The sequence below is a fragment of the Novosphingobium sp. GW821-FHT09E05 genome, assembly GCF_059416165.1.
Genome location: NZ_JBWKOQ010000001.1, coordinates 782,281 through 809,229, shown reverse-complemented (window position 1 = coordinate 809,229; position 26,949 = coordinate 782,281). Strand labels below are relative to the sequence as shown.

Annotated in this window: 21 protein-coding genes and 1 riboswitch; of the genes, 11 read left to right on the top strand and 10 right to left on the bottom strand. The window is 67.3% G+C overall.

Annotated elements, in window-relative coordinates:
• Positions 1–22: 22 nt before the first annotated feature.
• The gene (locus AC07M9_RS03775) at positions 23–1,882 is read right to left on the bottom strand and encodes a TonB-dependent receptor plug domain-containing protein (protein WP_494881414.1); all 1,860 of its coding nucleotides are present in this window, start codon (positions 1,880–1,882) and stop codon (positions 23–25) included.
• 104 nt (positions 1,883–1,986) lie between these two features.
• Positions 1,987–2,174: riboswitch (cobalamin riboswitch) on the bottom strand.
• A 178-nt stretch (positions 2,175–2,352) separates the two neighbouring features.
• On the opposite strand from AC07M9_RS03775, the gene AC07M9_RS03770 reads away from it, so the two are divergent.
• The 9 genes from AC07M9_RS03770 (at position 2,353) to AC07M9_RS03730 (ending at position 14,786) form a co-directional block, all read left to right on the top strand.
• A complete protein-coding gene (locus tag AC07M9_RS03770; protein ID WP_494883882.1) occupies positions 2,353–3,603 on the top strand; it encodes a cell wall hydrolase in 1,251 nt (416 codons plus the stop codon).
• 149 nt (positions 3,604–3,752) lie between these two features.
• Complete coding sequence (locus AC07M9_RS03765; protein WP_494881413.1) at positions 3,753–4,097, top strand: hypothetical protein; 345 nt, start codon at positions 3,753–3,755, stop codon at positions 4,095–4,097.
• Between the two features lie 462 nt (positions 4,098–4,559).
• Positions 4,560–5,522 carry a malate dehydrogenase gene (gene mdh / locus AC07M9_RS03760; protein ID WP_494881411.1) on the top strand — a complete coding sequence of 321 codons (963 nt, stop codon included), beginning with the start codon at positions 4,560–4,562 and terminating at the stop codon, positions 5,520–5,522.
• Positions 5,523–5,653: 131 nt separating this feature from the next.
• Positions 5,654–6,544: a succinate--CoA ligase subunit alpha gene (gene sucD, locus AC07M9_RS03755; protein WP_494881409.1), complete on the top strand. Its 891-nt coding sequence runs from the start codon at positions 5,654–5,656 to the stop codon at positions 6,542–6,544.
• Between the two features lie 200 nt (positions 6,545–6,744).
• Positions 6,745–9,594, top strand: a complete 2,850-nt coding sequence (locus tag AC07M9_RS03750) for a 2-oxoglutarate dehydrogenase E1 component (RefSeq protein WP_494881407.1) — start codon at positions 6,745–6,747, stop codon at positions 9,592–9,594.
• Positions 9,595–9,602: 8 nt separating this feature from the next.
• Entirely contained in the window at positions 9,603–10,841 is a 1,239-nt protein-coding gene (odhB, locus tag AC07M9_RS03745) for a 2-oxoglutarate dehydrogenase complex dihydrolipoyllysine-residue succinyltransferase (protein WP_494881405.1), read from the top strand.
• A gap of 114 nt (positions 10,842–10,955) precedes the next feature.
• The gene (lpdA, locus tag AC07M9_RS03740) at positions 10,956–12,353 is read left to right on the top strand and encodes a dihydrolipoyl dehydrogenase (RefSeq protein WP_494881403.1); all 1,398 of its coding nucleotides are present in this window, start codon (positions 10,956–10,958) and stop codon (positions 12,351–12,353) included.
• Positions 12,354–12,553: 200 nt separating this feature from the next.
• Positions 12,554–14,029, top strand: coding sequence for a DUF4403 family protein (locus AC07M9_RS03735; RefSeq protein WP_494881401.1), 1,476 nt, complete (start codon positions 12,554–12,556; stop codon positions 14,027–14,029).
• A 124-nt stretch (positions 14,030–14,153) separates the two neighbouring features.
• Positions 14,154–14,786 (top strand): hypothetical protein, encoded by a 633-nt coding sequence (locus tag AC07M9_RS03730; RefSeq protein ID WP_494881399.1) that lies wholly within the window; start codon positions 14,154–14,156, stop codon positions 14,784–14,786.
• Positions 14,787–14,954: 168 nt separating this feature from the next.
• On the opposite strand, the gene AC07M9_RS03725 is transcribed toward AC07M9_RS03730, so the two are convergent.
• Positions 14,955–15,818 carry a hypothetical protein gene (locus AC07M9_RS03725; RefSeq protein WP_494881398.1) on the bottom strand — a complete coding sequence of 288 codons (864 nt, stop codon included), beginning with the start codon at positions 15,816–15,818 and terminating at the stop codon, positions 14,955–14,957.
• A gap of 228 nt (positions 15,819–16,046) precedes the next feature.
• Here AC07M9_RS03725 and AC07M9_RS03720 point away from each other — a divergent pair, with 228 nt between their 5' ends.
• Positions 16,047–17,009, top strand: a complete 963-nt coding sequence (locus AC07M9_RS03720; protein WP_494881396.1) for a quinone oxidoreductase family protein — start codon at positions 16,047–16,049, stop codon at positions 17,007–17,009.
• A 79-nt stretch (positions 17,010–17,088) separates the two neighbouring features.
• On the opposite strand, the gene AC07M9_RS03715 is transcribed toward AC07M9_RS03720, so the two are convergent.
• Complete coding sequence (locus tag AC07M9_RS03715; RefSeq protein WP_494881394.1) at positions 17,089–18,786, bottom strand: DUF8614 domain-containing protein; 1,698 nt, start codon at positions 18,784–18,786, stop codon at positions 17,089–17,091.
• Positions 18,787–19,030: 244 nt separating this feature from the next.
• Complete coding sequence (locus AC07M9_RS03710; RefSeq protein ID WP_494881392.1) at positions 19,031–20,323, bottom strand: cytochrome P450; 1,293 nt, start codon at positions 20,321–20,323, stop codon at positions 19,031–19,033.
• A gap of 86 nt (positions 20,324–20,409) precedes the next feature.
• On the opposite strand from AC07M9_RS03710, the gene AC07M9_RS03705 reads away from it, so the two are divergent.
• A complete protein-coding gene (locus AC07M9_RS03705; RefSeq protein WP_494881390.1) occupies positions 20,410–21,030 on the top strand; it encodes a trimeric intracellular cation channel family protein in 621 nt (206 codons plus the stop codon).
• A gap of 115 nt (positions 21,031–21,145) precedes the next feature.
• Here the strand turns inward: AC07M9_RS03705 and AC07M9_RS03700 are convergent, their stop codons facing one another.
• From AC07M9_RS03700 to rpsK, 6 genes are all read right to left on the bottom strand, one after another.
• Positions 21,146–21,688, bottom strand: a complete 543-nt coding sequence (locus AC07M9_RS03700) for a hypothetical protein (protein ID WP_494881389.1) — start codon at positions 21,686–21,688, stop codon at positions 21,146–21,148.
• A gap of 88 nt (positions 21,689–21,776) precedes the next feature.
• Positions 21,777–23,966, bottom strand: a complete 2,190-nt coding sequence (locus tag AC07M9_RS03695; RefSeq protein ID WP_494881387.1) for a prolyl oligopeptidase family serine peptidase — start codon at positions 23,964–23,966, stop codon at positions 21,777–21,779.
• 310 nt (positions 23,967–24,276) lie between these two features.
• The gene (gene rplQ / locus AC07M9_RS03690; RefSeq protein ID WP_494881386.1) at positions 24,277–24,699 is read right to left on the bottom strand and encodes a 50S ribosomal protein L17; all 423 of its coding nucleotides are present in this window, start codon (positions 24,697–24,699) and stop codon (positions 24,277–24,279) included.
• A 146-nt stretch (positions 24,700–24,845) separates the two neighbouring features.
• Positions 24,846–25,250: a diacylglycerol kinase family protein gene (locus tag AC07M9_RS03685; RefSeq protein ID WP_494881384.1), complete on the bottom strand. Its 405-nt coding sequence runs from the start codon at positions 25,248–25,250 to the stop codon at positions 24,846–24,848.
• A 107-nt stretch (positions 25,251–25,357) separates the two neighbouring features.
• Positions 25,358–26,425: a DNA-directed RNA polymerase subunit alpha gene (locus tag AC07M9_RS03680; RefSeq protein WP_494881383.1), complete on the bottom strand. Its 1,068-nt coding sequence runs from the start codon at positions 26,423–26,425 to the stop codon at positions 25,358–25,360.
• Positions 26,426–26,530: 105 nt separating this feature from the next.
• Positions 26,531–26,920 carry a 30S ribosomal protein S11 gene (gene rpsK, locus AC07M9_RS03675; RefSeq protein ID WP_008831163.1) on the bottom strand — a complete coding sequence of 130 codons (390 nt, stop codon included), beginning with the start codon at positions 26,918–26,920 and terminating at the stop codon, positions 26,531–26,533.
• Positions 26,921–26,949 lie beyond the last annotated feature (29 nt).

Here is a 26,949-nt window from a genome sequence, read left to right as displayed (position 1 = left end):
CCTGTAGCGACCGACCCTGCCGTCACATCTTCACGCGGACGCCGGCGTAGGCCGAACGGCCGGGCGTGCCGTAGGTCCGCACCGTTTCGTAGTGCTCGTCGAACAGGTTCTCGACCCGGCCGTAGACCTCGACGTTCCCGGTGACGGCGAAGGCCGCGCGCAGGCCGGCGACGACATGGCCGCCGACGTACTGCGTGTTCGCGGTGTCGTCATAGCGACCGCCGCCGACCCGCAGGTCCGCGCCCAGCTTGAGGCCCAGCTCCCACGCCTTGTCGATGCTGGCGTAAAGGTTGGTGCGCGGCCGGCGGGCAAGGCGGTCACCGGTCAGCTCGTTGGTCGCGTCTAGGTAGGTGGCGGCGATGTTGACGTCGAAGCCTTCCCAGTTGGTGACCTGCATGCCCAGTTCCACGCCCTGCGCCCGTGCGCGCCCGACGTTGTAGTAGTTGAACTGCGTCAGGTCGTAGTCGATCAGGTTTTTGGTCTTCCTGTCGAAGTAAGTCACCGTGAAGGCACCGGTTCCCTGCGCGAAGGGCAGTTCCACGCCGGCATCCCAGCTCTTGGAGGTCTCGGGATCGAGCGCGCGGAAGCCGGCGTTGCTGTAGAGCTGGTAGAGCGAAGGCGCCTTGAAGCCCTCGCCGTAGCTGGCGCGCAGGATCGGGGCCTCGTCGCCCTCGCCCAGCACCCAGGCGCCGTTGGCGGCGAAGGTGGTCCTGTGGCCGAAGTCCTCGTGGTCGTCGTAGCGCAGGCCGCCGTTCAGCGTGAGGCCCGTCAGCGGACGCACCGTGAGGTTGCCGTAGTAGCTGTCGAGCGAGGTGCTGTCCTTCGAGCCGTAGTTGTCGTCGAACTTCTGCTTCTCGGTCTCGGCGCCCAGCTGGACGCTGGCCATCTCGATCGGGGCGAAGGACAGCTGGCCTTCGAAGCGCTCGGTGCGGCCGTTGGTCTCGTAGGGGCCGAACACGGCGTCGTCCGACACGCGGTTGGTGTCGTTGATGCCGTAGCCGATCCGCGCCGAAAGCCGGTCCTCCAGCCCCGAATACCGCACGTTGGCATAGCCCAGCGTGTCCCGCTTGCGGCCCACGTTCAGCGCATCGGCGCCGGTGTTGTCGTAGTCGTAGTCGCCCTTGGTGTAGAAGCCGCCGGCATCGACCGACAGGCCCTGCGCCAGTTCGACCTGCGCGCGCGCATTGGCCGACTTGCTCTCGAAGCCGTCCTTCTCGGTGGCGCCTCGGCGCTCATTGAAGGCGGAGTAACCGTCGCCCTTCAGCCAGTTGCCGCCGAGCGTCAGGCCTACCGGGCCGACGAGGCCGGCGGCGGAAGCGCTCACGTTCCGGCGGTCGCGCCAGCCGTATTCGGCCTGCGCGCGGGCGGTCCACTGCTCGGTGGGCCGTGCGGTGATGAAGTTGATGACGCCGCCGATCGCGCGGCTGCCCCACAGCACGCCCGACGATCCGCGCACAATCTCGACGCGGTCGAACTGGCCGATCGTCAGGTTGCCGAAGTCGAAGCCGCCGCCGACGTCACCCGGATCGTTGATGCGCACGCCGTCGATCAGCACCAGGCTCTGCGCGTTCTCGGCGCCGCGGACGAAGACGCTGGAAGGCTGGCCGAAGCCGCCCGACTGCACGACGCTGACGCCGGGAATGCGCGCCAGCACGTCGGTGGCGCTGGTCGCCTGGAAACGCTCGATCTGGTCGCGGGTGACGACGCTGACCGACTGCCCGACCTGGGTGACGGGGGTGGGCTCGCGGGTGGCGGTGACGACGATCTGGCCGCGCTCCATGCGGATGGCGGCGGGATCGCCCTCGTCGAACACGCCGGCCTCCTGCGCCATCGCGGGAGTGCTTGCCGCCAGCGCGGTGCCGAGCAGAAACAGGTACTTCATTATATGTCCTCCGAACCTTGAACGTGTCTCGCCGTTCATGGCGGAGGCCTCGCGCGCCCCTCATGGCACGCGGACCCGCTGCACCCGGAACACCCCGTCCGGCTGCGGAACGACCATCCTGGGCAGGTCTCCTGGCTCCCGGATCATCGCCCGCCCCCGCCTTCCCAGCCATGAGGCCAGTGGCGCGATGGAGACGGGCTCTCCGGTCACAGTTGCGGGGGCAGCGCCGGCAGTTGCGGCCGGCTTCCCTCTTAGGCCCGGCAAACCGGGCACCCATGACGTGAGAGCGCCGATAGTGCGGAGTTGCACGGTTTGCAAGCGAACCGTCATCCCTGCGAGAGCAGGGATCGCTGACCGAGCCGAGCAGGGATGCAGGCGGTGCATTGCCTCAAGGCTGCCCGGCGGTCCCGGCGTTCGCCGGGATGACGGCTATCGGCAATTTCTTAAGGCCTTAAGCGTAGAGCCCCGCCCTGTACCGCAACGGGACGGCGACGAATGGCGGGATGCGCCGCGCGGCTTGCGCAGCTAGGCCCGGTGCTGCCGAACTGCGCCCATGCTTTGACAGGAACCGAGTGCCCCCAGCCGCCGCCTTTTCCGAACTCCCGGCCGCTCCGGCGGACGCGCGCGGATTCGATGGCTGGGAACGCCCGCGCGACTTTTCGGGCCGTTTTGCCCGCCGCGCGCACGGCATCGGCCGCCACCCGCTGAAGCTCCATCGCCGCTGGACGCTCGGCGTCGCCGCGCTCGCCGCCGTGGCGCTGCCCGCCTTCGCCGCGCCCGACCGCTTCGCCATCGCCGACGCGGGGACGCAGGACACCCCGGTCGCGCCGATGCCCTTCGAGCAGGCGGGCGCCAGCTTCCCCGGCTCGGCGTTCTATTACCTCGACAGCGAGGTCGCCCCCCTGCGCGTGGGCGAGGGCATCCACTCCGACGCCGACGACGCGGTTTCCGGCCCCGGCCCGATCGCCCGCGCCTTCCGCATCGACAACTCAGGCGTCGACCGCAGCCGCGCGCTGCAGTGCCTGACCGCCGCGATCTACTACGAAGCCGCGAGCGAAGCCGACGCCGGCCAGCGCGCGGTGGCGCAGGTGGTGCTCAACCGCGTCGCCCACCCCAGCTATCCCAAGACCGTGTGCGGCGTCGTCTACCAGGGCTCCGAGCGCTCGACCGGCTGCCAGTTCTCGTTCACCTGCGACGGCGCGCTGGCCCGCCGCCCGCAGCGCCTGTTCTGGGACCGCGCCGAGGCCGTCGCCCGCGCCGCGCTGGCGGGCTACGTCTACGCGCCGGTCGGCCTCGCCACCCATTACCACACGGTCCAGGTCAGCCCCTACTGGGCGCCGAGCCTCAATTACCTCGGCACCATCGGCGCGCACCGGTTCTACGCTTTGCGCGGCGCGGCGGGCAGTCCGGCGACCTTCCGCTACGCCTACCTCGGCGGCGAGCCGGTGGCCGCCCCGCACCGCCGCGACGACAGCGCCGACACCACCGCCGCGCTCGACCCGCTGGCGGTGCAGCGCGCCTTCGGCCTCGTCGAGACCCGGGCGATCGCCGCCCCGGCCCCGCAGGCCGCCACCGCCACCGCCCCCGCGCCGGTCTATTCCACCGCAGTCACCCAGCGCGGCGGGGACGCCCTCTACCGCGCGCAGAACCTGCCCGCCTCGGAGGGCATCAAGGCCGAGTATGCTAACTCCGGGCGCTGGATAGCCAACCCGCAGAATTGATAATCAATCGATTGCAAAGAGATAGACCGGGGAAACCCCCTAGGGGTCTTGGTCAAGACTTAAGCAACCAAGTCCTCTCATGATGGCTTAGCCCCTTCCCTGCTAGGAAGGGGCCACGCCAAGACCCCGAACAAAGAGGCCCATCGCACATGACCATCCGTTTTGCCGCCGCCTGGGGCGGGACAACTCCGGCCATTTCGCGTTCGCTGTGCCTCGGCGCCCCGCTCGGCGCCGGCAACGACAATCCGCCCTGCCCGCGCCGCCTCGCGCTGCACGCGGTGCCCAGCGCGCCCGAGGCCGAGCTGGACGCCGGCCTCGCCGCCGCGCTCATGCACTTCGCCCGCCACGGCCTCTCCGCCGCCACCCAGGCCCGCGACGAGGCGCTCGCCGCCCACGCCTCGGGCGACGCCGAGGCCAGCGCCCGCTGGCTCGAGATCTGCCGCAGCCTCGACCGCCGCATGGCGCAGGCGGCGGAGCGCCGGCTCGGGGCGTAAATCCTCCCGGTCTTTGGGCGCCTGCATTCCGGCCCCACCAACCCCCGTCGTCCCCGCCTTCGCGGGGGCGACGGATGCTTGATCGGAAAAGGCATGGCGGACCTCTCGACCTGAACGACCAGCCCACCCGTATCCGGCTTTCGACGAGTCGCATCCGGGAGGGCTTGCCTCCTCCCCCGCGATGCCCGAAATCTCTTTCGCAGAGTCCGTGGCGCGCACGCTCCCCTTTGCAGCTCGAAAAGAGGGCCGATTTTCCGCCGATTACGGCCTCTATTGCAATTGCGAACTATTATCAGTTAAAAGTGCCGTCATCCGCATGTCAGCAACCCTTTGTCGGTTGCAATGTCGCCGATGGGGGCGTAGGGCCGGCTCCGCAAACCCGGCGCCTGCCTTCTGCGGGATTGAAAGCAGGCCGCCTTGAAGTCCGGACAATCCCGCCACTGGGAAGGACAAGCACGGATCATGGCTCGTAAGAAGATTGCCCTCATCGGCGCAGGCAACATCGGTGGCACTCTCGCTCACCTCGCCGCGCAGAAGGAACTGGGCGATATCGTCCTGTTCGACGTCGCGGAAGGCCTGCCGCAGGGCAAGGCGCTCGACCTGTCGCAGTGCGGCCCGGTCGAAGGCTTCGACGCCGCCATCACGGGCACCAACGACTACACCGACATCGCCGGCGCCGACGTCATCATCGTCACCGCCGGTGTGGCCCGCAAGCCTGGCATGAGCCGCGACGACCTGCTGGGCATCAACCTCAAGGTGATGAAGTCGGTCGGCGAAGGCATCGCCGCCAACGCGCCCGACGCTTTCGTGATCTGCATCACCAACCCGCTCGACGCGATGGTCTGGGCGCTGCGCGAATTCTCGGGGCTCCCGCACAACAAGGTCGTCGGCATGGCCGGCGTGCTCGACTCGGCGCGCTTCTCGACCTTCCTCGCCTGGGAATTCGGCGTCTCGGTCCGTGACGTCACCAGCTTCGTCCTGGGCGGCCACGGCGACACCATGGTCCCCGTCGTCGAGTACTCGACGATCAAGGGCATCCCGGTTCCTGACCTCATCAAGATGGGCCGCTCCACGCAGGAGCGCATGGACGCCATCGTCAAGCGCACCGCCAACGGCGGCGGCGAGATCGTCGGCCTGTTGAAGACCGGCTCGGCCTTCTACGCGCCCGCCGCCTCGGCGATCGCCATGGCTGAATCGTACCTCGGCGACCAGAAGCGCATCCTGCCCTGCGCCGCGAACCTGACCGGCCAGTACGGCGTCGACAACCTCTACGTCGGCGTGCCCGTCGTGATCGGCGCCGGCGGCGTCGAGCAGGTCATCGAGATCGAACTGACCGAGCAGGCCAAGGCCGGCCTCCAGGTCTCGATCGACGCGGTCAAGGAACTGCTGGTGGCCTGCAAGGCCATCGACGGCTCGCTCGCTTAAGACTGCTATTCGCCTCCGCCGTCGCCCCGGCTTTCCGGGACGGCGGCGGAGGCAAAGTTTTTAACTGGCCCCCGGCCGTTGTTTTCACTGGATCCCGGCCTTTGCCGGGATGACGGAAGAGGTAGGAATCGATGTCGATCCTCATTGACAAGAACACCAAGGTCATCACGCAGGGCATGACCGGCGCGACCGGCACGTTCCACACCGAGCAGGCGCTCGCCTACGGCACGCAGATGGTCGCGGGCGTCACCCCCGGCAAGGGCGGCACGACCCACATCGGCCTGCCCAACTACAACACGGTCGCCGAAGCCAAGCACGCCACCGGCGCCTCGGCCACCTGCATCTACGTTCCGCCGCCGTTCGCCGCCGACTCGATCCTCGAGGCGATCGACGCCGAGATGGAACTGATCGTCTGCATCACCGAGGGCATCCCCGTCCTCGACATGGTCCGCGTCAAGCGCGCGCTCTCGGGTTCCAAGTCGCGCCTCATCGGCCCGAACTGCCCCGGCGTGCTGACCCCCGGCGAGTGCAAGATCGGCATCATGCCCGGTTCGATCTTCTCCAAGGGTTCGGTGGGCGTCGTTTCGCGCTCGGGCACGCTTACCTATGAAGCCGTGTTCCAGACCACCAACGCCGGCCTCGGCCAGACCACCGCAGTCGGCATCGGCGGCGACCCGGTCAACGGCACGAACTTCATCGACGTCCTCGAGCTGTTCCTGGCCGACGACGCCACCCAGTCGATCATCATGATCGGCGAGATCGGCGGTTCGGCCGAAGAAGAAGCGGCGCAGTTCCTCAAGGACGAAGCCAAGCGCGGCCGCAAGAAGCCCATGGCGGGCTTCATCGCCGGCCGCACGGCGCCTCCGGGCCGCCGCATGGGCCACGCGGGCGCGATCGTCTCGGGCGGCCAGGGCGGCGCGGAAGACAAGATCGCGGCGATGGAAGAAGCCGGCATCAAGGTGTCGTCCTCGCCCTCGCTGCTCGGCGAAACCCTTGTGGAACGCCTCAAGGAACTCGCCTGAGTTCAGGCGCCCGGCGCGCGGCGCGGGTTCCTCGGAACCCTGCCGCCGCCGGGCACTTACGACGATACGCGCCGGGCATGCGGCCTGGGCGCGATGATACCCAAGCGGACTTTCGGTCCTTCCTCCCCGGGAACCGTCGGCTCCGCGAACACAGGACAACGCCGGGACAAGTCCGTCCGGCGTGGCGATAGGTGATTCCTATGGGCGACGAGAGTTTCGAATTCACCCCCGACATGGGACTCGACGAGCCCCAAGCCGGCCCGAGCTGGCAGCGCGGCACCTGGCCCCTCGTCGGCGGCGACGCCGAGGATGACTGGACCCAGGGCCTCGATCCCACGGCGCTCAAGGCCGAGATCAAGAAAACCGCCGAAAAGGGCGGCGCCAAGGTCGATCAGTCGCGTATAGACGAAGCGGCGGCCGATGCCTTCCGCGCAATGACGCTGATCCGCACATATCGCGTGCGCGGTCACCTTGCGGCGGACCTCGACCCGCTCGGCCTCAACCAGCGCAAGCTGCCGGCCGACCTGACCCCGGAATACCATGGCTTCGTCGGCGCTGCGCAGGACCGCAAGGTCTATGTCGGCGGCACCCTCGGCCTCGAATGGGCGACCGTGCGCGAGATCGTGCAGATCCTGCGCGCCAACTACTGCGGCAAGGTCGGCCTCGAGTACATGCACATCGCCGACACCGAGGAGCGCCGCTTCCTCCAGGAACGCATGGAAGGCGCGAACAAGGAAATCGAATTCACGCCCGAGGGCAAGAAGGCGATCCTCTCGGCCGTCGTGCGCGGCGAGCAGTACGAGAAGTTCCTCGGCAAGAAGTACGTCGGCACCAAGCGCTTCGGCCTCGACGGCGGCGAATCGATGATCCCCGCGCTGGAGGCCGTCATCAAGTACGGCGGCCAGCTCGGCGTGAAGGAAATCGTCTACGGCATGGCCCATCGCGGCCGCCTGAACGTGCTCGCGAACGTCCTCGCCAAGCCCTACAAGGTCATCTTCCACGAATTCTCGGGCGGCACCGCCAATCCCGAGGACGTGGGCGGCTCGGGCGACGTGAAGTACCACCTCGGCACGTCGGCGGACCGTGATTTCGACGGCATCAAGGTCCACATGAGCCTGATGCCCAACCCCTCGCACCTCGAGACGGTCGATCCGGTCGTGCTCGGCAAGGTGCGCGCCTACCAGGTCATCGCCGACGACATCGGCGACGACGTCGGCCCCGACGCGAAGCACAAGCAGGTGCTGCCCGTGCTCATCCACGGCGACGCGGCCTTCGCCGGCCAGGGCGTCATCTGGGAGTGCTTCGGCCTCTCGGGCGTCAAGGGCTACAACACCGGCGGCTGCATCCACTTCATCATCAACAACCAGATCGGCTTCACGACGAGCCCGCAGTTCGCGCGCAACTCGCCGTACCCCTCGGACGTCGCCAAGGGCGTCCAGGCGCCGATCCTGCACGTCAACGGCGACGATCCCGCCGCCGTGACCTTCGTGTGCAAGCTGGCGATCGACTACCGCCAGACCTTCGGCCGCGACATCGTCATCGACATGTGGTGCTACCGCCGCTTCGGCCACAACGAGGGCGACGAGCCCGGCTTCACCCAGCCGCTGATGTACGCCAAGATCCGCCAGCACCCGCCGGTCAGCAAGATCTACGCCGACCGCCTGAAGGGCGAAGGCGTGATCGACGACGCCTTCCTGCCGCACACCGAGGAAAGCTTCACCGCCCACCTCGAGGAGCAGTTCGAGGCGGCCAAGACCTACAAGGCCAACCAGGCCGACTGGTTCTCCGGCCAGTGGAGCGGCTTCCACAAGCCCGCCGATCCCGAAACCGCGCGCCGCAACGTCGACACCAAGATCGAACCCAAGCTGTTCGAGAGCCTGGGCCGCACGCTGACCACGGTTCCGGAAGGGCTGACCGTCCACAAGACGCTGGCCCGCGTGCTCGCCGCCAAGGAAGAGATGTTCAAGTCGGGCGAAGGCTTCGACTGGGCGACGGCCGAGGCGCTCGCCTTCGGCAGCCTCGTCACCGAGGGCTACGGCGTTCGCCTGTCGGGCCAGGACTGCGGACGCGGCACCTTCTCGCAGCGCCACGCCGTCTGGACCGACCAGACCGACGAGCACAAGTACACCCCCCTCACCACGCTGCCACACGGCCGCTTCGAGGTGCTGGACTCCACGCTCTCGGAATACGGCGTGCTCGGCTTCGAGTACGGCTACGCCAGCGCCGACCCCAAGACAATGGTGCTGTGGGAAGCGCAGTTCGGCGATTTCGCCAACGGCGCGCAGATCATCATCGACCAGTACGTCGCCTCGGCCGAATCCAAGTGGCTGCGCGCGAACGGCCTCGTCATGCTGCTGCCCCACGGCTACGAAGGCCAGGGTCCTGAGCACTCGTCGGCGCGCCTGGAACGCTACCTGCAGCTCTGCGCGCAGGACAACATCCAGGTCTGCAACATCACCAGCCCGGCGAACTACTTCCACGTCCTGCGCCGGCAGATGCACCGTCCGTTCCGCAAGCCGCTGATCATCATGACCCCCAAGTCGCTGCTGCGCCACCCGCTGGCGAAGTCGTCGGCGGCGGACTTCATCGACGGCGACTTCAAGCGCATCCTCTCCGATCCTCGTCCCTCTGCGGACGCGGACACGAAGAAGGTCATCCTGTGCTCGGGCAAGGTCTTCTACGACCTGCTCGAGGCGCGCGACGCGGCCGAGATCACCGATACCCAGATCATCCGCCTCGAGCAGCTCTACCCCTTCCCGGGCGAGCCGCTGGCCAAGCGCCTCGCCGCGATGCCCAACCTCGAGGAAATCGTCTGGTGCCAGGAGGAACCCCGCAACAACGGGTCGTGGTTCTTCGTCGATCCGCTGATCGAGGCGGCCGCCAAGGAGGCGGGCGTTTCGGCCCCGCGTCCGCGCTATGCCGGCCGTTCCGCCTCGGCCTCGCCGGCCACCGGCCTCGCCAAGCGCCACACCGCCGAACAGGCGGCGCTGGTCGCCGACGCGTTGCATCTTTCCGTCCGTTCCGAACTTCGTCGCAAGCAGAAGGCTTGAGATAAATCATGTCCACTGAAGTCAATGTCCCCACGCTCGGCGAGTCCGTCTCCGAAGCCACCATCGGCCAATGGCTGAAGCAGCCCGGCGAAGCCGTCGCTGCCGATGAAGCCATTGCCAGCCTCGAGACCGACAAGGTCGCGATCGACGTCATGGCGCCCCTCGCGGGCGTCATGGGCCAGCACATCGCCAAGGAAGGTGACACCGTCACCGTCGGCGCACTGATCACCACGATCGAAGCCGGCTCGGGCGCGCCTGCCGCCGCCAAGCCCGCCGCCGCCCCGGCTGCTGCGCCGGCCGCTTCCGCTCCGGCGCCCGCCCCCGCCCCGGCTGCCGCTGCGACGGAAGAGGTTTCGGCCGGTTCCTCGGTGCTGTCGCCGGCCGTGCGCCGCGCCATCCTCGAGCACGGCATCGATCCGGCCACCATCAAGGGCACCGGCAAGGACGGCCGCATCACCAAGGACGACGTCCTGGAAGCGGCCAAGAACAAGCCGGCTTCGGCCGCTCCTGCGGCTGCCGGCGCCCCCGCTTCGGTGCCCGCCTCGGCGCGCAACGAAGAGCGCGTCAAGATGACCCGCCTGCGCCAGACGATCGCCAAGCGCCTGAAGTCCGCGCAGGAAACCGCAGCCCTCCTCACCACCTTCAACGACGTCGACATGTCGGCCGTCATCGAAGCGCGCGAGAAGTACAAGGACGTGTTCCAGAAGAAGCACGGCATCAAGCTTGGCTTCATGTCGTTCTTCGCCAAGGCTTCGGTCCTGGCGCTCAAGGACATCCCGGCGGTCAACGCGCAGATGGACGGCGACGAGATCGTCTACCACGACTACGTCGACATCTCGATCGCGGTCTCGGCCCCCAACGGCCTCGTCGTCCCCGTCGTCAAGGACTGCGACAAGCTGGGCTTCGCCGGCATCGAGAAGGCCATCGCCGAGTTCGGCAAGAAGGCCAAGGAAGGCAAGCTGACCATGGAAGACATGAAGGGCGGCACCTTCACGATCTCCAACGGCGGCGTGTTCGGCGGCCTGATGTCGACCCCGATCATCAACCCGCCGCAGTCGGCGGTGCTGGGCCTCCACCGCATCGAGGACCGCGCTGTCGTGCGTAACGGCGAGATCGTGATCCGCCCGATGATGTACATCGCGCTGTCCTACGACCACCGCATCATCGACGGCCGCGAGGCGGTCACCGCGCTCAAGACCATCAAGGAGGCGATCGAGGATCCCACCAGGCTCCTGATCGACCTCTGAGACGAAAAGCCCCGCCCGCCCACACCGGACGGGCGGGGTTTTCACTTGCGCTGAATTGACTATTTTCCGCTCGTGCCACCAAGTTGCGATGCACGAGCGTACGGAGGCCTGAACATGGCTGATTACGATTACGACGTCCTTGTCATCGGTTCCGGGCCCGGCGGCTACGTCGCGGCGATCCGCGCCGCGCAGTTGGGCCTCAAGACCGCCTGCGCCGAAGGGCGCGAGACACTGGGCGGCACTTGCCTCAACGTCGGCTGCATCCCCTCCAAGGCCCTGCTCCACGCGTCGGAATACTTCGATGCGGCGAAGAACGGCGCGATGGCGGCGATGGGCATCAAGGTAACCCCCGAGCTCGACCTGGGCACCATGCAGGCCCAGCGCCTCGACGCGGTGAAGGGCCTGACCGGCGGCATCGAGTTCCTGTTCAAGAAGAACAAGATCGACTGGATCAAGGGCTACGCCACGTTCAGGGACGCCCACAGCGTCGAAGTCGCGGGCAAGACGGTGACCGCGAAGAACATCGTGATCGCCACCGGCTCTTCTGTCACCCCGCTCCCCGGAGTCGAGATCGACAATGCCGGCGGCGTGGTGGTGGATTCCACCGGCGCGCTCGAACTGACTTCGGTTCCGAAGAAGATGGTCGTCATCGGCGGCGGCGTGATCGGTCTCGAGCTTGGCTCGGTGTGGCGCCGCCTCGGCGCGGAAGTCATCGTGGTCGAATTCCTCGACCAGCTGCTCCCCGGCATGGACGGCGACGTCCGCAAGGAAGCCGCCAAGATCTTCAAGAAGCAGGGCATGACGCTCAAGCTCGGCACCAAGGTCACCGGCGTGACGGTCGAGGGCAAGACCGCGAAGGTCACCGTCGAGCCCGCCAAGGGCGGTGACGCCGAGGTCATCGAGGCCGACGTCGTGCTCGTCTCGATCGGCCGCCGTCCCAACACCGAAGGCCTCGGCCTCGACAAGATCGGGCTGGAACTCAACCAGCGCGGCCAGATCGAGACCGACCACGACTTCGGCACCAAGGTCGATGGCGTCTGGGCCATCGGCGACGTCATTCCCGGCCCGATGCTCGCGCACAAGGCCGAGGACGAAGGCATCGCCGTCGCCGAGAACATCGCAGGGCTGACCGGCATCGTGAACCACGACGTCATCCCCGGCGTCGTCTACACCCAGCCCGAGTTCGCCGGCGTCGGCCTGACCGAAGAAGCCGCCAAGGAACGCGGCGCCGTCAAGGTCGGCAAGTTCCCGATGCTCGCCAACTCGCGCGCCAAGACCAACCACGAGCCCGACGGCTTCGTGAAGGTCATCGCCGATGCCGAGACCGACCGCGTACTCGGCGTATGGTGCATCGCCTCGGTCGCCGGCACCATGATCGCCCAGGCCGCGCAGGCCATGGAATTCGGCGCCACCAGCGAGGACATCGCCTACACCTGCCACGCCCACCCGACGCACTCCGAGGCGATCAAGGAAGCGGCGATGGCGGTCACCGGCAAGCCGATCCACATCTGATCGACTGTCGCTGAAGACAACGAAAAGGGCCGGCGTGGAAGCGCCGGCCCTTTTCGTTTGCGCGGGGAAAGACCCTCTCCCGGAGCGCGGAAACTACCGATTGCCAGTGCCCCTTCCGGCAGGAACATCTGTTGCCTTGGAACACTTCGCCGCGCGGCGAATTTTCGCATGTCACAAGGCAATCCGGGGGCACCGCGGCAATGAGAACCAGACGATACGTCACCGCCGCGGCCCTGACCGCATCGCTGCTCACCCTTTCCGCCTGCCACCGCCGCGACGACGAGCCGCCGCCGCGTGCGCACGACGCGATCAAGGTCGATCCGCAGGCCTCGCTCATCACCGTCCCGGTCCATGCCGACCTCGGCAATCTGGCCGCCGCGCTGGAGGACGACATCCCGCGCACGCTGTGGACCATCGACAAGCCCGGCCAGACCTGCGTGGCGTCCAAGGCCGTCGATATCGGCATCGCCAGGATCAAGACCCCCTCCATCAAGTGCCGCATCGTCGGCGACGTGACGCGCGGACCCCTGCGCTTCGCCGGCAAGGGCCGCGAGATCGTGCTCGACATGCCGCTCCACGCGGTCGTGCGCGCCGAGGATATCGGCGGCGTGCTCAAGCGCGAGACCGCCACCGCCGACGCCATGGCCCATGCCGTCGTGCGCCTGACGCTGGCGCAGGACTGGAGCCCGCGCGGCACCGTCGACATCCGCTACGACTGGACCAACCGCCCCCACCTCGACTTCATGGGCAAGCGCATCGACTTCACCGAGCAGGCCGAGCAGAAGCTGCGGCCCGTCATCGCCCGGCTGGAGCGCGAACTGCCGGGCCAGCTCGGCAAGCTCGAAGTGCGCCGTCAGGTCGAGCGGGCATGGAACTCCGCCTTCACCACGCTGTCGCTCAACCGCGACAACCCGCCGGTCTGGATGCGGGTCAGTCCGCGCGAACTGCAGTACGGAGGCTATGAGCTGGACGGCAAGCGCCTCGTCCTCAAGCTCGGCGTCAAGGCGGTGACCGAAACCCGCGTCGGCCAGCGCCCCGCCGATCCCACGCCCACACCCTTGCCGCCCGTCCGCCCGCTGGAGGCCGAAGCCGGCAGGCTCGCGTTCTTCATCCCGGTGGTGGCCGACTACGTCCAGCTCGAGCCGGTGCTGATGAAGGCGCTGCGCAAGCGCTCGGCGCGGCCGTTCGAGGTGCCCGGCGTCGGCCCGGTGAAGGCGGACTTCCGCAAGGCGACGATCTACGGCACCACCGGCGGGCGCATCGCGGTGGGCGTCGAGTTCACCGCCACCGACCCGGCCGGCCGCGTCGGTCCCACCAAGGGCACGGTGTGGATGACCGGGGTGCCGGTCAACGCCGACAACTCGCGCCGCATCGGGTTCGAGAACTTCGAGGTCAGCGGTACCACCGACATGACCGGCGGCAACCTCATCCTGCGCCTCGCCAACACACCGGGCATGGCCCACACGATCGCCGCCGCGCTCGCGCAGAATTTCGAGAACGACTACAACAAGCTGCTGGTCAAGATCGACCGCGCGATCGAGGACAAGCGCGAGGGCGACCTGCTCATCCGCGCCGAAGTCACCCGCACCCGCACCGGCCGCATCAGGGCGGCGGGCCAGGGCCTCTACCTGCCGGTCTGGGCCGACGGCACCGCCTCGATCACGGTCAAGCGCTAGTTCGCGTGGCAAATTCGGACGGGCCGGTAACGCCCCATTGCAGACACTCGCGAACAGTACTGGGTTGCCGTTAACCTGCCGCTCGTTCAGGCTTGTGAGATGGAGTGAAAGAGCGAAGGACAACATGCAAATTTCCACCGCGCCTTGGTTTACGCTGATCACATGGCTGATCGGAATAGCAGTGTCTGGCGCGATCATTCTTGCTGCCGGAGCCGGGGGGCTTTGGTTACTTAAGAAGTTGGCTGGAGAAGCGAATTATGGCTCAATAACCCTATTGATCGCGGTCATGGGCGGCCTGTTTGCAGTCTATCAAGGCACGGTCGCGATGAGGCAGAAGAGCGATCAGCAGGCGCGCCATCTAGTTTTCGCTCGCGATCTAACCACGCAGCTGATGTTCCTTGCTTCGCAGGGCGATACCGCAGGCGGAGACAATGCGCCAGTCGAACAGCTTCCTCCCAGCCTTGTAGCACTCAAGTTCTCCAGGATCGAAGCAACCTCGAAAGCGCTTGAGGCAATTGATATCAAAGAGATGCCGTCCGCCAAGAGTATGAGCGCTCTGGTTCGCGCCCGCGCTGGAGCGGCTAATATGCTTGGCCGGGCTCGCGATGGTTTCACGAGAAACGTGGCCGTCGAGTTTGATCGTGACATCGCAGAGCTTGGCAACGCAAGCGCGGAAATGTTGGCAGAGGAGTCTCGAATCTATCCTATCTACCAAGCGGGTCCGCTGCTCGTTGGTCGGTTACCGCAGCAAAAGTAGTGGCCGTTTATAAGCGAGGCAGAGACACCTTCCGTTGCGACGTCAGGCTTCGCTGACTAGCAGCTCGCGATCAGGCTATAAGTTGCTCCCACTTTACCGGCTGAGGCGTCCGCCAACCACGCCTTTCGATCATCGGCGGGCGTCGAATTTGCCCACGCCGCCCAGGGGCTATCCGGGGAACAGGAAGGTCAGCACGGCGCGGATGCCCCAGTCGGGTCCGCCGGTCGGCTTCTCGACGTAATAGCGCCCGCCGATGCCGACCTGCACCGGCTGCTTCCCGATCTTGGTGAGCTGCGCCACGTTCACATTGATCGGAACGACCCAGTTCCTGCCCTTCCAGTCATAGCTGGTCTCGGTGTTGATTCCGAAGGTCGTCGCCTTGGCGGTGGTGTAGCTGAAGAAGGGCTGGATGAAGGTGGAGCTGACATCGCCGCGCGTGTCCTTGCCCGCGAACGACCAGATGTGGTTGGCGAGGAAGCCGAACGTCACCTGGTGCGACTGCTTGAGCACCAGCGCGGTCGGCCCCGCGCCCCATTTCTGTCCGCCGAGCATGCGGTCCGTCGCGGTCGGGTAGAGGATCGCCGGGCCGACGCCCCAGACGATCCCGCTCTTGCCGGGCTTCCTGGGCGAGAAGAACAGGCTCTGCGTCGTGTCGCCGAGCCCGAACTCGCTCTCGCCCGGCGCCGTGATATCGTCCTGCGCGATGACGGGCACGATGGTGCGCACGATCATGTTCCAGTCCGCGCCGATGCTCACCGGGATCACCGGCTGGATGTTGAGCGTGGACTTCACCCCCTCTCCGCGCGGGCCCGCGCCGAAATCGAGGTTCTCCTGAAACGGCACGCTGATGAGCGAGGCCACGGGATTCGACAGCTTCTGCGCGAGGTCCTGGTCTCCCCCGGCGGGCGGCGGACCCGAGGTGATCGCGGGCGGCGGCGCAGGCTCGGCGTCCTGCGCACCGGCGGCTCCGCCGACCGACAGAAGCGCCATGGCCGAGACGAGCGCGGCGGACCGCTGGTTCCTGCTGCTCATTGCACCTCCCGAGATCAGCTCACCCGGGATCGTACCCTCGCAGCGCGGCGCCGAAATCGGGGATAACCCCCGCATTTCGAACCCCTGCCCCCACCCTCGTTCCGCGCTGCCCAGGCTTTGCCGAAAGGCGCAGGCCGCCTTTCCTGCGGCGACAAGACTGGCCCATTGGCGAGTTTGCCCGCGCCCTCCCCGCCTGCCAAGCTCGCGGGCACGATACGGGAGATAACGATGCAGGCAGTCTGGTACACCGAGAACGGCGGCCCCGAGGTCATGCGTTTCGGCGAGCTTCCCGATCCCGAGGTCGGCCCGAAGACCGTGCTGATCCGCGTCGAGGTGATCTCGGTCGAAGGCGGCGATCTGCTCAACCGCGTCCACACCCCGCCCTCGCGCGTGCCGTTCGTGCCGGGCTATCAGGCCGCCGGGACAGTCGTCGCGACCGGCGCCGAAGTGACCCGCTTCCGCGAGGGTGAGCGCGTCGTCGGCTTCAACTGGAACGGCAGCCATGCCGAGCTGTTCGCCGTCGCCGAGCATCATGCCTACCCGGTGCCCGGCGGCATGGACCTCGACCTCGCCGCCGTGGTGCCGATCGCCTTCGGCACCGCCTACGATGCGCTGTTCACTTACGGCGGGCTCATCGCGGGCGAGACGGTGCTGGTGCAGGGCGCGGCGGGGGGCGTCGGGCTGGCGGCGGTGCAACTCGCCGCGCAGGCGGGCGCGACGGTGATCGGCACCGCGTCGAGCGACGAGCGCCTCGCCTTTATCGAACCGATGGGCCTGACCCACGGCATCGACTACCGCCGCGAGGACATCGCTGCGCGCTGCAAGGAGATCACGAACCGCAAGGGCGTCGACCTCGTGATCGACCTCGCCGGCGGCCAGGGCAAGGACGCGCTGGTCAAGGCCCTGCGCGGGCACGGGCGCTACGCGGTGATCGGCGCGGCGGAGGGCACCCTGCCCAGCTTCGGGTTCTTCGAGATGATCCGCAAGGCCATGCAGGTCACCGGCATCTCGTTCGGCCGCGACATGCACACGCCCCGCGTCCACGCCCTCCTCGCCGACCTGCTGGCGCGGGTCCATGCAGGCGAGCTGGTTATGCCGATCGCGCGCGAGTTCGCGCTGTCGGATGCCGCCGGGGCGCATCGTTTCGTGGCCGAGGGGCATCCGTTCGGGCGGGTGCTGATGCGGCCGTAACGGCTGCGACGCACCCTCCAATCAAAAACCCCGTCGGGTTCAGATGGTCGGGCGTCCGGTCTCGATTTGGGCAGACCCCTCAGATCGTGTCCGGATAGACCGGGCGGATATCCACCGGCAGCGAGCCCATCGCGGCGATGGCAGCCTCCGCCTCGGCATCCAGCTTCGCCCACTTGGCCATGAACGCCCTGGTGCCTGCGTAATCGCCGTTGGCCTGCAGCATCAGGATGTCGTGGAGCAGTGCCTTCAGCCCCGCCTCCATCTTCGCGTCGTCCACCACGTAACGCTTCGCCGCAGCGTCGTAAGTGAAAGCGCCGTGCGCGCGCAGGTAGGCATATTGCAGCGCCGCGCCCTGTCCGTGCGCCTCGACCGCGCCGAAGCGCACTGCGCGGAAGATGCCGGTGAAGTATGTGGCAAACAGCTGCGGGCGCTCGGCGGCGGGAAGTTCGCCCTTCTGCATCATCAGCAGGATGTTCCACACCCCCGCGACGTCGGCCTTGGCCTCCTCGAGCGCCGAGTTCTGCTCCTTGAGCGCCTTGTCCACGGTCGTCTTCTCGCCGTTCACGACGATCGAGCCCGGCCCGAGGCTGTGCGACAGTTCGTGGAACAGTGTCTCGTACTGCATGTAGCTCTTGGCGACGAGCGACGCCTGGTCTGCCTTCAGCACCAGCGGCCCCATCGGCTGCAGGATGCGCTCGAACTTGGCGCCCAGCACGTTGGAGAGGATCACCTTCTTGGCGCCCTTGGCCTCGCGCACACGCTCGTCGTTGGGCAGGTTGAAGGCGATGGTCTGCGAGCCGGGCACGTTGTCGCCGCCGCCGCGCACCTGCTCGGCCACCGCGATAGGGCTTTCGAAGCCGCGCGCGAAGTTCTTGTAGCGATCCTCGATCGGGAGGTTCGCCTCCATGTCCTTGAGGTAGTTCTTGTACTTGGCGAGCGCAGCGGACTCTTCCGGGTCCTTGAGCGTGACGAAGCTCTCGAACGCGGTCTTCGCGCCCATCAGCCGGTCGGTGTAGACCTCATACGGCCCGATCGCGACTTCGATCGGCGTGCCGGTCAGGTCCATCCAGGCCAGTTCGCTGGCGTAGTAGTCGTCGGTGCGGAAGGCCTTGGAGCGCAGGCTCAGGAAGGTCTTGAGGCTGGTATTGCTGGTGCGCGCGGCGGCCTGTTCGAGCAGCTTGGCGGCGGGCTCCAGCCACTCCCGGTATGCGACCGAATAGGGCACGGCGACGAGCTTGTCCCCGTCGCGGCGCACGACGGTATAGGGACTGAGCAGCGCGGCCTTCTCGCCCGGGTGCGCGGCCACGTAGGCCTCCAGATCGGCGCGGGTGAGGTCTTCGGGGTAGAAGCCGGCGCCCTCGGGCATCGGCGCGGTGCCCCAGAACGGGTGGAGATCGGCCATCTCGTCCCACGGGCCGAAGTTGCGGTCGAACATCTCGACCAGCGGGTCGCGGTCGGCGCGGCGGTTCATCGAGACCGCGCGGCGGACCTGCGGGTTCTCGGCGTAGCGCTGGCGCAGGTAGACCTCGCTCATCAGGTCCGACGCCTTGATGAGCAGGTTGACCACGTCGCGCTCCTCGGGCGTCAGGAAGGCGGTGTCGACCTCCATCGGGATCGTCGCCAGCTTGGCCTTCTGCGCGGCGAGGTCATAATCGGGCTGGGCAGCGGGCGCTTCCGTCGGCGCGGGGGTCGAGGCGACCTGACCGGACGGCGCGGCCGCGCAGGCGGTGCTCGCCAGCAGCAGGGCAGCGGGGGAAAGGCGCTTGAAAGTGATCATGGGGGGCATCCGTCGCATGGTGTTTGCACACAGCCTAGAGCGATGGGCGCGGGGTGCAAGGGGGTGGTCTGCCCCTGTCGCATCGCACCCGGTCTTTCTCATCAAACCCCGTCGCCCCCGCGCAGGCGGGGGCCCCGCTGCCTGGCGCGAGGCAGAAACAACAAGCGGGGTCCCCGCCTGCGCGGGGACGACGGGAGTTGTGGAATCGGATCGGGTCCGGTCGGATCACCCTCGCCCCGCCGCCTCAGATCGGATCGAACTCCAGGTGCAGCGCCTTGAGCGCGCGCAGCACATACGTCGGCTCGTACTCGAACACATAAGCCCCCGCCGGTCCATGGTGCGCCTCGGACAGCCGAATGTTGCCCATGCGCGCGAGCAGGCGCTCGATGCTGACCACCACCTCGCGCCGGGCGAGCGGGGCGCCGATGCAGGTGTGGGCGCCGCGTCCAAAGGCGAGGTGTTCCTTGATGCGCGGCCGGTCCATGTCGAAGGTGCCCGGTTCGGGGAAGCGCGCGGGGTCGCGGTTGGCGGCCATGTGGCTCATCAGGATCGGCGTGCCCGCCTTGATCTCGACCCCGCCCAGCGTGGTGGTCTTGCGGCAGATGCGCCCGCCGCTCTTCACCGAGCCGTCGAAACGCAGCAGTTCCTCGATGAAGTCGGCGATCCGTGCGGGGTTGGCGCGCAGTTCCGCCTGGATGTCGGGCCGGGTGGCGATGACCTTGAACCCGTTGGCGAGAAGGCGGTTGGTGGTGTCCTGTCCCGCCCCGAACAGGAACGCGGCTAGGCCGGTGAGGTCGACCAGCGAGGGCTTGCTGCCGTCCGGATAGACCGCCTTCGCCAAGTCGCTGAGGATGTCCTCCTGCGCCAGCAACGCCCGCAGCGCCCGGTGATTGGCGATGCGGCGCCAGGCGATCATCCTGAAGAGGTCCTTGCCCACGCCCACCAGCGGGTTCTTCATCATGTCCTCGGGACTGGCGTCCATCGGCACCGGCAGCGCGCCTTCGAGCAGGCCCCGGAACTTCGCGCGCGTGCTTTCCGAAAGCCCCAGCAGGTCGGAGATGACAAGCGCGCCGTAGGGGCCGCCATACTGGCGCACGATGTCGACGCGCCCATCGGCGTGGAACTCGTCGATCAGTCCCTCGGCGGTGGCGGCAAGCTGCGGCTGCAACTGCTTCAACCGGCTCGGCGTGAACAGGCGCGAAAGGATCGAGCGCAGGTCCGCATGGCGCTGGCCGTTTTCGGCGACGATCTGGTCGGCGAAGGCGATCTGCCTGCGGTGCTCCTCCAGCGCCTGCGAGATGTCGTCGCCCTCGGGGGTGAAGGGCAGTTCCACCAGACCGCCGGTGACCGCGTTGATCTCGGAGAAGTGCTCGGTGTCGAGCATGAGCTGCACCGACTCCTCGTACCCGACCACCGCCACCGCGTTGCGGTAGGGCAGTCGCACCACCGGCCCCTGTGCGCGCAAGTGGTCGAAGTAGGCGTGGGGGTCGTCGACCAGCGAAACGTCGGTGTACCAGTCGGCCTTCTCGTAGGACACGCGTTTTCTCCCGTGACGCTTATGATCCTTTGTGTATCGTATTTTCCCGGAAGATCAAGGTCCCTGCTCCGTGCTAGGGGAACGCGATGACGCCGATCACTCCCGCCCTCCCGCCTGCGCTCGACCTCGTCGGCATTGCCGTTTTCGCCCTCTCCGGAGCCCTTGCCGCCGCGCGTCTGCGGCAGACATTCGTGACGGTGGCTTTCTTCGCGCTCATCACCGGCGTGGGCGGCGGCTCGCTGCGCGACCTGCTGATCGGCGCGCCGGTGTTCTGGGTGCATGACCGCTTCGTCGCCCCGGTCTGCCTGGCCGTCGCGCTGGTCGCGTGGTTCACGCCGGTGCGCTGGTGGGAGGGCCGGTTGCTGGAATGGGCCGACGCGCTGGGCCTCGCGGTCTACTCGGTGTTCGGCACGATCAAGGCGCTGTCGTGGGGCGTGCCGCCGGTTCCGGCGATGCTGATGGGGGTAGTGACGGGCTGCATCGGCGGCATCATCCGCGACGTGCTGGCGGGCCAGCCCTCGATCCTGATGCGGCCCGAGCTTTACGTCACCGCCGCCGCGCTCGCGGCCGGGCTGGCGGGCGCGGGCATCGCGCTGGGCCTGTCGCCGGCGCTGACCTGGGCGCTCGCCGTAGCGGGAGGCTTCGCCCTTCGCGGCGCGGCGATCCACTGGTCGCTCGGCCTGCCCGCGCACGAGGGCGAGAACTGAACACTTTCGTCATCACAGCGCAGGCTGGGATCGCTCAGGTATCTTTGGGACGAGACTCGCCGATAGGTGGGCGCGGCACCGATAGCGGTCCCAGCCTGCGCTGGGACGACGGACGTCAGATCATCGCGTGGCCATCGACCGCGACCGAGCGGACATGACCGGTCTCATCCACGCTGCAAGCGTAGGGACTGCCGCTCTGGAGCCGGCCCTCGACCGAGTAGCGCTCGCCCATGCGGCGCACGCCTTCGACCGAACCGACATGGTTGTTGCCGCGTTCGAGCTCGGCCGAACAGGCATCGACCGCGCCGCCGAAGTTGCCCTGCACGGCGCCGACCGGAGCGTCGTTCAGCGGCGGCGCATCGCCGTAACCCTGTTCGCCGCCGTCGGGGCCGCCGGGATAGCGATAAGGCGCGGGGTCGCCGTCCCGGTCGTCGGAGGATTTCTTGTTCGCCGAAGTCGCGATCGCCACGGCCGCGCCGCCGACCAGCAGCCCCGCGAGCAGGCTGCCACCGTCGATGCCGTCTCCGCCATGATGGCGATGGTGGCGCCCCCAGTCGTCATGGCCGCGATAGCCCCGTGCGAGGACGGGGGTGGCGGTCACCGAAACGGCGCCAAGGATGGCGAGAGCGGCGGCGGTGCGCGAACGGAAGAACTGCATCTGTGAAAAGTCCAAGCCCCGGCGCGCACGGTCCGCGCCGCCTAATGTTGCCGCGATAGCCCGCGATTGCTGTCGCGCCGCTGAACCGTCACGGCGTCGCCGCCGCCTCGTCGTCCGCGTGCGCGATCGTGGTTTCGGCGGGCAGCTTCAGCCCCGTCCACTGCGCGAGGAACGCGAGGATGTCCGCCCCCTCCTCGATCGCCTTGTCGGTGGGCTTGCCCGAGCCGTGGCCCGCGCGCGTCTCGATGCGGATGAGGTGCGGCTTGGGACCGAGGTTCGCATGCTGGAGCGCGGCGGTGTACTTGAACGAATGGCCGGGCACCACGCGGTCGTCGGTGTCCGCGGTGGTGACGAGGATGGCCGGGTAGTCGGCGCCCTCGCGGATGTTGTGGTAGGGCGAATAGGCGCGCAGCACCTTGAAGTCCGGCTCGCGATCGGGATGGCCGTAGTCGTCCACCCAGTAGCGCCCGGCGGTGAAGCGGTCGAAGCGCAGCATGTCCATGACGCCCACCTGCGCGACGGCGGCGGCGAACAGGTCCGGGCGCTGGTTGACCACCGCGCCCACCAGCAGCCCGCCGTTGGAGCCGCCCTGGATAGCGAGGCCGTCCTTGCTGGCGACGCCCTCCTTGATGAGAAACTCGCCCGCCGCGATGAAGTCGTCGAACACGTTCTGCTTGTTTGGGCCTCGCCCGGCGTCGTGCCACTCGCGCCCGTACTCGCCGCCGCCGCGCAGGTTGGCGAGCGCGAAGGCCCCGCCCGCCTCCAGCCACGCCATGCGGATCGAGGAGAAGCCCGGCGTCAAAGAGACGTCGAAGCCGCCGTAACCGTAAAGCAGCGTCGGCACCGGCACTTTCGCCTTCGCCACCGCGCGGCTGCGGACGATGAACATCGGCACCCGGGTGCCGTCCTTCGAGGTGAAGAAGCGCTGGTCGACCACGTAGGCGTTCGGATCGTAGCACATCTTGGGAGTCGCGAAGGGCGCGGTCACGCCCGTCGTCAGGTCCATGCGATGGATCGAGGCGGGGCAGTTGAAGCTGGTGAAGGCGTAGAACGTCTCGGGATCGCCGGGCCGCCCGCGGAAGCCCGAGGCGGTGCCGATCCCGTTGAGGCTGAGCGTGCGCCCGGCGCTGCCGTCGAGCGCGAGGATCTCGGCATGGCTGGCGGCATCGCGCATGTAGTTGAGCACGAGCTGGTCGCCGACGATGCCCGCGCGCTCGAGAATGTCCTCGCGCTCGGCGACGACCTGCCGCCATTCGGGCGTCGGCTCGTCGAGGTCGATCGCCACGAGCCGGTAGCGCGGGGCATTCCAGTTGGTCACGTACCACAGCCGCCGCCCCGCCCCTTCGACCAGCTTCCAGTCGTCGGTGAAGCCGGTGACGAGGGGCGTGGCCTTCCAGCCATCGCGTTTCAGCCGCGACAGGTCGATGACCCTGACCTCGTACCGGGCATCGGTGCCGACATGGCTGGTTATCAGTGCGAGCCGCCCGTCCTGCGTGACTTCGGCGGCGTGGCCGTAGTCGGGATGGTCCGGCGTCGCATAGACCAGTTCGTCCGCGTCCTGCGGCGTGCCGATGCGGTGGAAGTAGACGGCCTGGTCGTAGTTGCGGCCCTGGAAGGCGGTACCCTCCTCCGGCGCGGGGAAGCGCGAATAGAGGAAGCCTTCGTCGCCCACCCAGGCGAGGCCGGTGAACTTGGCCCAGCGGATCTGGTCCGCCAGCGGCTCGCCGGTCCTGACGTCGAGCACGCGCAGGATGCGCCAGTCGCTGCCGCCGTCCTGCACGCTGTAGAGAAGGTAGCTGCCTTTCTGCGACGGCTCCCATGAATCGAGTGCGGTGGCACCGTCGGCGGCCCAGGCATTGGGATCCAGCAGCAGGCGCGGCTCGCCCGCCAGGCCCTTGCGCACGAACAGCTGCGCCTGGTTCTGCAATCCGGTGTTGCGCGTGTAGAAATAGCGCCCGCCCGCCTTTACCGGCAGGCCGAACCGCTCGTAGTCCATGAAGCTGCGGATGCGCTGCTCGAAGCGCTCGCGCTGGGGGAGCGCGGCGAGGTAGGCCTCGGTGACGGCGTTCTCGCGCCCCACCCAGTCGGCCACCTCGGGCGCGTGGCGCACGTCGGCCTCGAGCCAGCGATAGGGGTCGGCGATGTCCTCGCCGAACAGGGTTTCGACGAGCGGATCGCGGCGGGTCTGGGGATAGGTGATGTCGGGCATGGGTCCTGCGAAGATGGGCGCGCCCATGCAAAGCAGCAAGCCCCCGATCAGCGCCCGCAGGCGATCCATGTGCGCACCCTCCCGACCTTCTCGTTGTTGGCCACGATTCTAGCACATGTACGGGCCGGGAAAAGGGCGGGTGCGACACAAGCTGACGGGACGCCATAAACTCCGTCGTCCTCGCGAATGCGGGGACCCCGCTTGTTCTTCCGGCATGGTCTCACGGCGCAAGAAGCGGGGCCCCGCCTTCGAGGGCGACGGAGTTTTTGGGCGTGGTTTGGTTTCCACGCCCGGCGTCCGCATCATCCCTCGCAACGAAAAGCGGCCGCGAACCGAAGTTCGCGACCGCTTTTTGCTATCCCGTGGGGGATGCCAAGGCTCAGGCCTCGGCGTATTCCTCGGTCTCGGCGTTCACCGGACCCGAATCCTGCCCCTTGGCATCGACGTCGCGGTCGACGAGTTCGATGATCGCGATCGGGGCGGCGTCCGAAGCGCGGATGCCGGCCTTGATGATGCGGGTATAACCACCCTCGCGGCCAGCGAACCGCTCGGCGAGGACTTCGAAGAGCTTCTTTTCCTGCACTTCGTCGAGAATGCGCGCGTGGGCCAGGCGGCGGTTCGAAAGACCGCCCTTCTTGGCGAGCGTGATCAGCTTCTCGATGTAGGGGCGCAGTTCCTTCGCCTTGGGCGTGGTGGTCTTGATCTGCTCGTGCTTGATCAGCGCGGCAGCCATGTTGCGCATGAGGGCGGCGCGGTGGCCGGACTTGCGCTGCAGCTTGCGGCCACCCATTTTATGACGCATGATTCATTCTCCGTTCGTCAGGCAGCCGTTCAAGGTACTGCCTGCCGGGCGATGTGGTTCGGCCACCGCCCAAAGCCAGCTCACTGTCGTGTGAAGCGCGCGCTCAAGACTATTTACGGCCTCGAGTCAAGCACGGATGGTTTCACCTAGGGCAATAGTGCCAGCAATGGTGGCCCTAGCGTCAGAAATCCGATCAGGGCGGCAGCCACGGAGGAGATGAGAACCGCCCCGGCCGACACGTCCTTGATGTGTCCGATCGCAGGATCGAACCCCGGCTCGATCCGATCGCATAGCTTTTCGATAGCCGTATTGAACGCCTCGGCCAGCCAGACCATCGCCATGGCCAAAAAAATCCAGCGCCAGTCACCGGGCGATATCCTTAGGAACAACCCCATGGATACGGCGGCCAGCGACGCCGCGAGATGCACCCGCGCATTGTGTTCGTTATGAACCAGCCAACGCAGGCCGCGCCAGGCGAAGATGAAGCTCCGGAGCCGCCCTGCGATGCTGAAGCCTGTTTGGGAAGGCAGGAAATCGGGAGTGTCGGCCATGCAGCCAAGCGTATGCCCAAGATGCGCAAACGACAAAGAAAAAGGCCCCACGGTTTCCCGCGAGGCCCTCTTCATTTCGAAATCGGCCAGAGACCGACGAAGTCCGATCAGCCGAGCAGTTCCTGCTCGAGCTTCTTGGCCATCTCTTCGATGTTCTCGGGCGGCCAGCCTGGGATGTCCATGCCGAGGCGCAGACCCATCGAGGAAAGGACTTCCTTGATCTCGTTGAGCGACTTGCGGCCGAAGTTCGGCGTGCGCAGCATCTCGGCTTCGGTCTTCTGGACCAGATCGCCGATGTAGATGATGTTGTCGTTCTTGAGGCAGTTGGCCGAACGGACCGACAGTTCCAGCTCGTCCACCTTCTTGAGAAGGTAGCGGTTGAGCTGGTTGGTGTCGCTCTCCTCCGAGGTCGACCCGCCGCTGGCAGCCATGCCGATCATCGGCGACTGGCCCACGGGAGCGATGTCCTCGAAGTGGACGAACAGCGCCAGCTGGTCCTGGAGGATGCGCGCGGCGTAGGCCACGGCGTCTTCCGGGGTGATGGTGCCGTCGGTCTCGACGGTAAGGTTGAGCTTGTCGAAGTCGAGTTCCTGCCCGATGCGGGCATTGTCGACCTTGTAGCTGACCTGACGCACCGGCGAGTAGAGCGAGTCGACCGGAATAAGCCCGATCGGCGCGTCCACGGGACGGTTCGACACGGCGGGGACGTAGCCCTTGCCGGTGTCGGCGGTCAGTTCCATGTTCAGCGTCGCACCTTCGTCGAGGTGGCAGATCACGAGGTCCTTGTTCATGACCTCGATGTCACCCGAGACGGCGATGTCGCCAGCCTTCACCGCGGCCGGGCCGGTGGCGGAAAGCTGCAGACGCTTCGGGCCTTCGCCCTGCATCTTGAGCGCGATCTGCTTGACGTTCAGGACGATGTCCGTGACGTCTTCACGCACGCCGGCCAGCGACGAGAATTCGTGGAGCACGTTCTCGATCTTGATCGAGGTGATCGCGGCGCCCTGCAGCGAGGAGAGCAGCACGCGACGAAGCGCGTTGCCGAGCGTCAGGCCAAAGCCGCGCTCAAGCGGTTCGGCAACGAATGTCGCCTTGAGCTTGGGGTCGGGTCCCGGCTTGATCTCAAGGCTGTTGGGCTTCTTGAGTTCCTGCCAGTTCTTGATGTTGACAGTCATGGACTTCCCCTGGGAGTGATGGCGGTTACGCCCCGAAGGCCTGGTGGAAAGGCCCGGGACGTTCCGAAGACGGGCGACGACCGGTCGTCGCCCGCATTAGCTCGATCAGACGCGGCGGCGCTTCGAGGGACGCACGCCGTTATGCGGAATCGGCGTGACGTCGCGGATCGAGGTAATCGTGAAGCCCACGGCTGCAAGGGCGCGCAGTGCGCTCTCGCGACCCGAACCCGGGCCCTTGACTTCGACTTCGAGGGTGCGGACGCCGTGCTCGGCGGCCTTCTTGCCGGCGTCGTCCGCGGCCACCTGAGCGGCGTACGGGGTCGACTTGCGGCTACCCTTGAAGCCCATCATGCCGGCCGAGGACCAGCTGATAGCGTTGCCCTGGGCGTCGGTGATGGTCACCATGGTGTTGTTGAAGCTTGCGTTCACGTGGGCGATGCCGCTCGTGATGTTCTTGCGCTCGCGGCGCTTAATGCGCTGGGGTTCGCGTGCCATGTTCGTGGTTCCTGTCGAAAAATCGCGTG

What these genes read in the sequence shown, in the direction of transcription:
- AC07M9_RS03775 (WP_494881414.1), bottom strand. Translation starts at nt 1,882, where the DNA reads ATGAAGTACCTGTTTCTGCTCGGCACCGCGCTGGCGGCAAGCACTCCC.
- AC07M9_RS03765 (WP_494881413.1), top strand. Translation starts at nt 3,753, where the DNA reads ATGACCATCCGTTTTGCCGCCGCCTGGGGCGGGACAACTCCGGCCATT.
- mdh (WP_494881411.1), top strand. Translation starts at nt 4,560, where the DNA reads ATGGCTCGTAAGAAGATTGCCCTCATCGGCGCAGGCAACATCGGTGGC.
- sucD (WP_494881409.1), top strand. Translation starts at nt 5,654, where the DNA reads ATGTCGATCCTCATTGACAAGAACACCAAGGTCATCACGCAGGGCATG.
- AC07M9_RS03750 (WP_494881407.1), top strand. Translation starts at nt 6,745, where the DNA reads ATGGGCGACGAGAGTTTCGAATTCACCCCCGACATGGGACTCGACGAG.
- odhB (WP_494881405.1), top strand. Translation starts at nt 9,603, where the DNA reads ATGTCCACTGAAGTCAATGTCCCCACGCTCGGCGAGTCCGTCTCCGAA.
- lpdA (WP_494881403.1), top strand. Translation starts at nt 10,956, where the DNA reads ATGGCTGATTACGATTACGACGTCCTTGTCATCGGTTCCGGGCCCGGC.
- AC07M9_RS03735 (WP_494881401.1), top strand. Translation starts at nt 12,554, where the DNA reads ATGAGAACCAGACGATACGTCACCGCCGCGGCCCTGACCGCATCGCTG.
- AC07M9_RS03730 (WP_494881399.1), top strand. Translation starts at nt 14,154, where the DNA reads ATGCAAATTTCCACCGCGCCTTGGTTTACGCTGATCACATGGCTGATC.
- AC07M9_RS03725 (WP_494881398.1), bottom strand. Translation starts at nt 15,818, where the DNA reads ATGAGCAGCAGGAACCAGCGGTCCGCCGCGCTCGTCTCGGCCATGGCG.
- AC07M9_RS03720 (WP_494881396.1), top strand. Translation starts at nt 16,047, where the DNA reads ATGCAGGCAGTCTGGTACACCGAGAACGGCGGCCCCGAGGTCATGCGT.
- AC07M9_RS03715 (WP_494881394.1), bottom strand. Translation starts at nt 18,786, where the DNA reads ATGATCACTTTCAAGCGCCTTTCCCCCGCTGCCCTGCTGCTGGCGAGC.
- AC07M9_RS03705 (WP_494881390.1), top strand. Translation starts at nt 20,410, where the DNA reads ATGACGCCGATCACTCCCGCCCTCCCGCCTGCGCTCGACCTCGTCGGC.
- AC07M9_RS03700 (WP_494881389.1), bottom strand. Translation starts at nt 21,688, where the DNA reads ATGCAGTTCTTCCGTTCGCGCACCGCCGCCGCTCTCGCCATCCTTGGC.
- AC07M9_RS03695 (WP_494881387.1), bottom strand. Translation starts at nt 23,966, where the DNA reads ATGGATCGCCTGCGGGCGCTGATCGGGGGCTTGCTGCTTTGCATGGGC.
- rplQ (WP_494881386.1), bottom strand. Translation starts at nt 24,699, where the DNA reads ATGCGTCATAAAATGGGTGGCCGCAAGCTGCAGCGCAAGTCCGGCCAC.
- AC07M9_RS03685 (WP_494881384.1), bottom strand. Translation starts at nt 25,250, where the DNA reads ATGGCCGACACTCCCGATTTCCTGCCTTCCCAAACAGGCTTCAGCATC.
- AC07M9_RS03680 (WP_494881383.1), bottom strand. Translation starts at nt 26,425, where the DNA reads ATGACTGTCAACATCAAGAACTGGCAGGAACTCAAGAAGCCCAACAGC.
- rpsK (WP_008831163.1), bottom strand. Translation starts at nt 26,920, where the DNA reads ATGGCACGCGAACCCCAGCGCATTAAGCGCCGCGAGCGCAAGAACATC.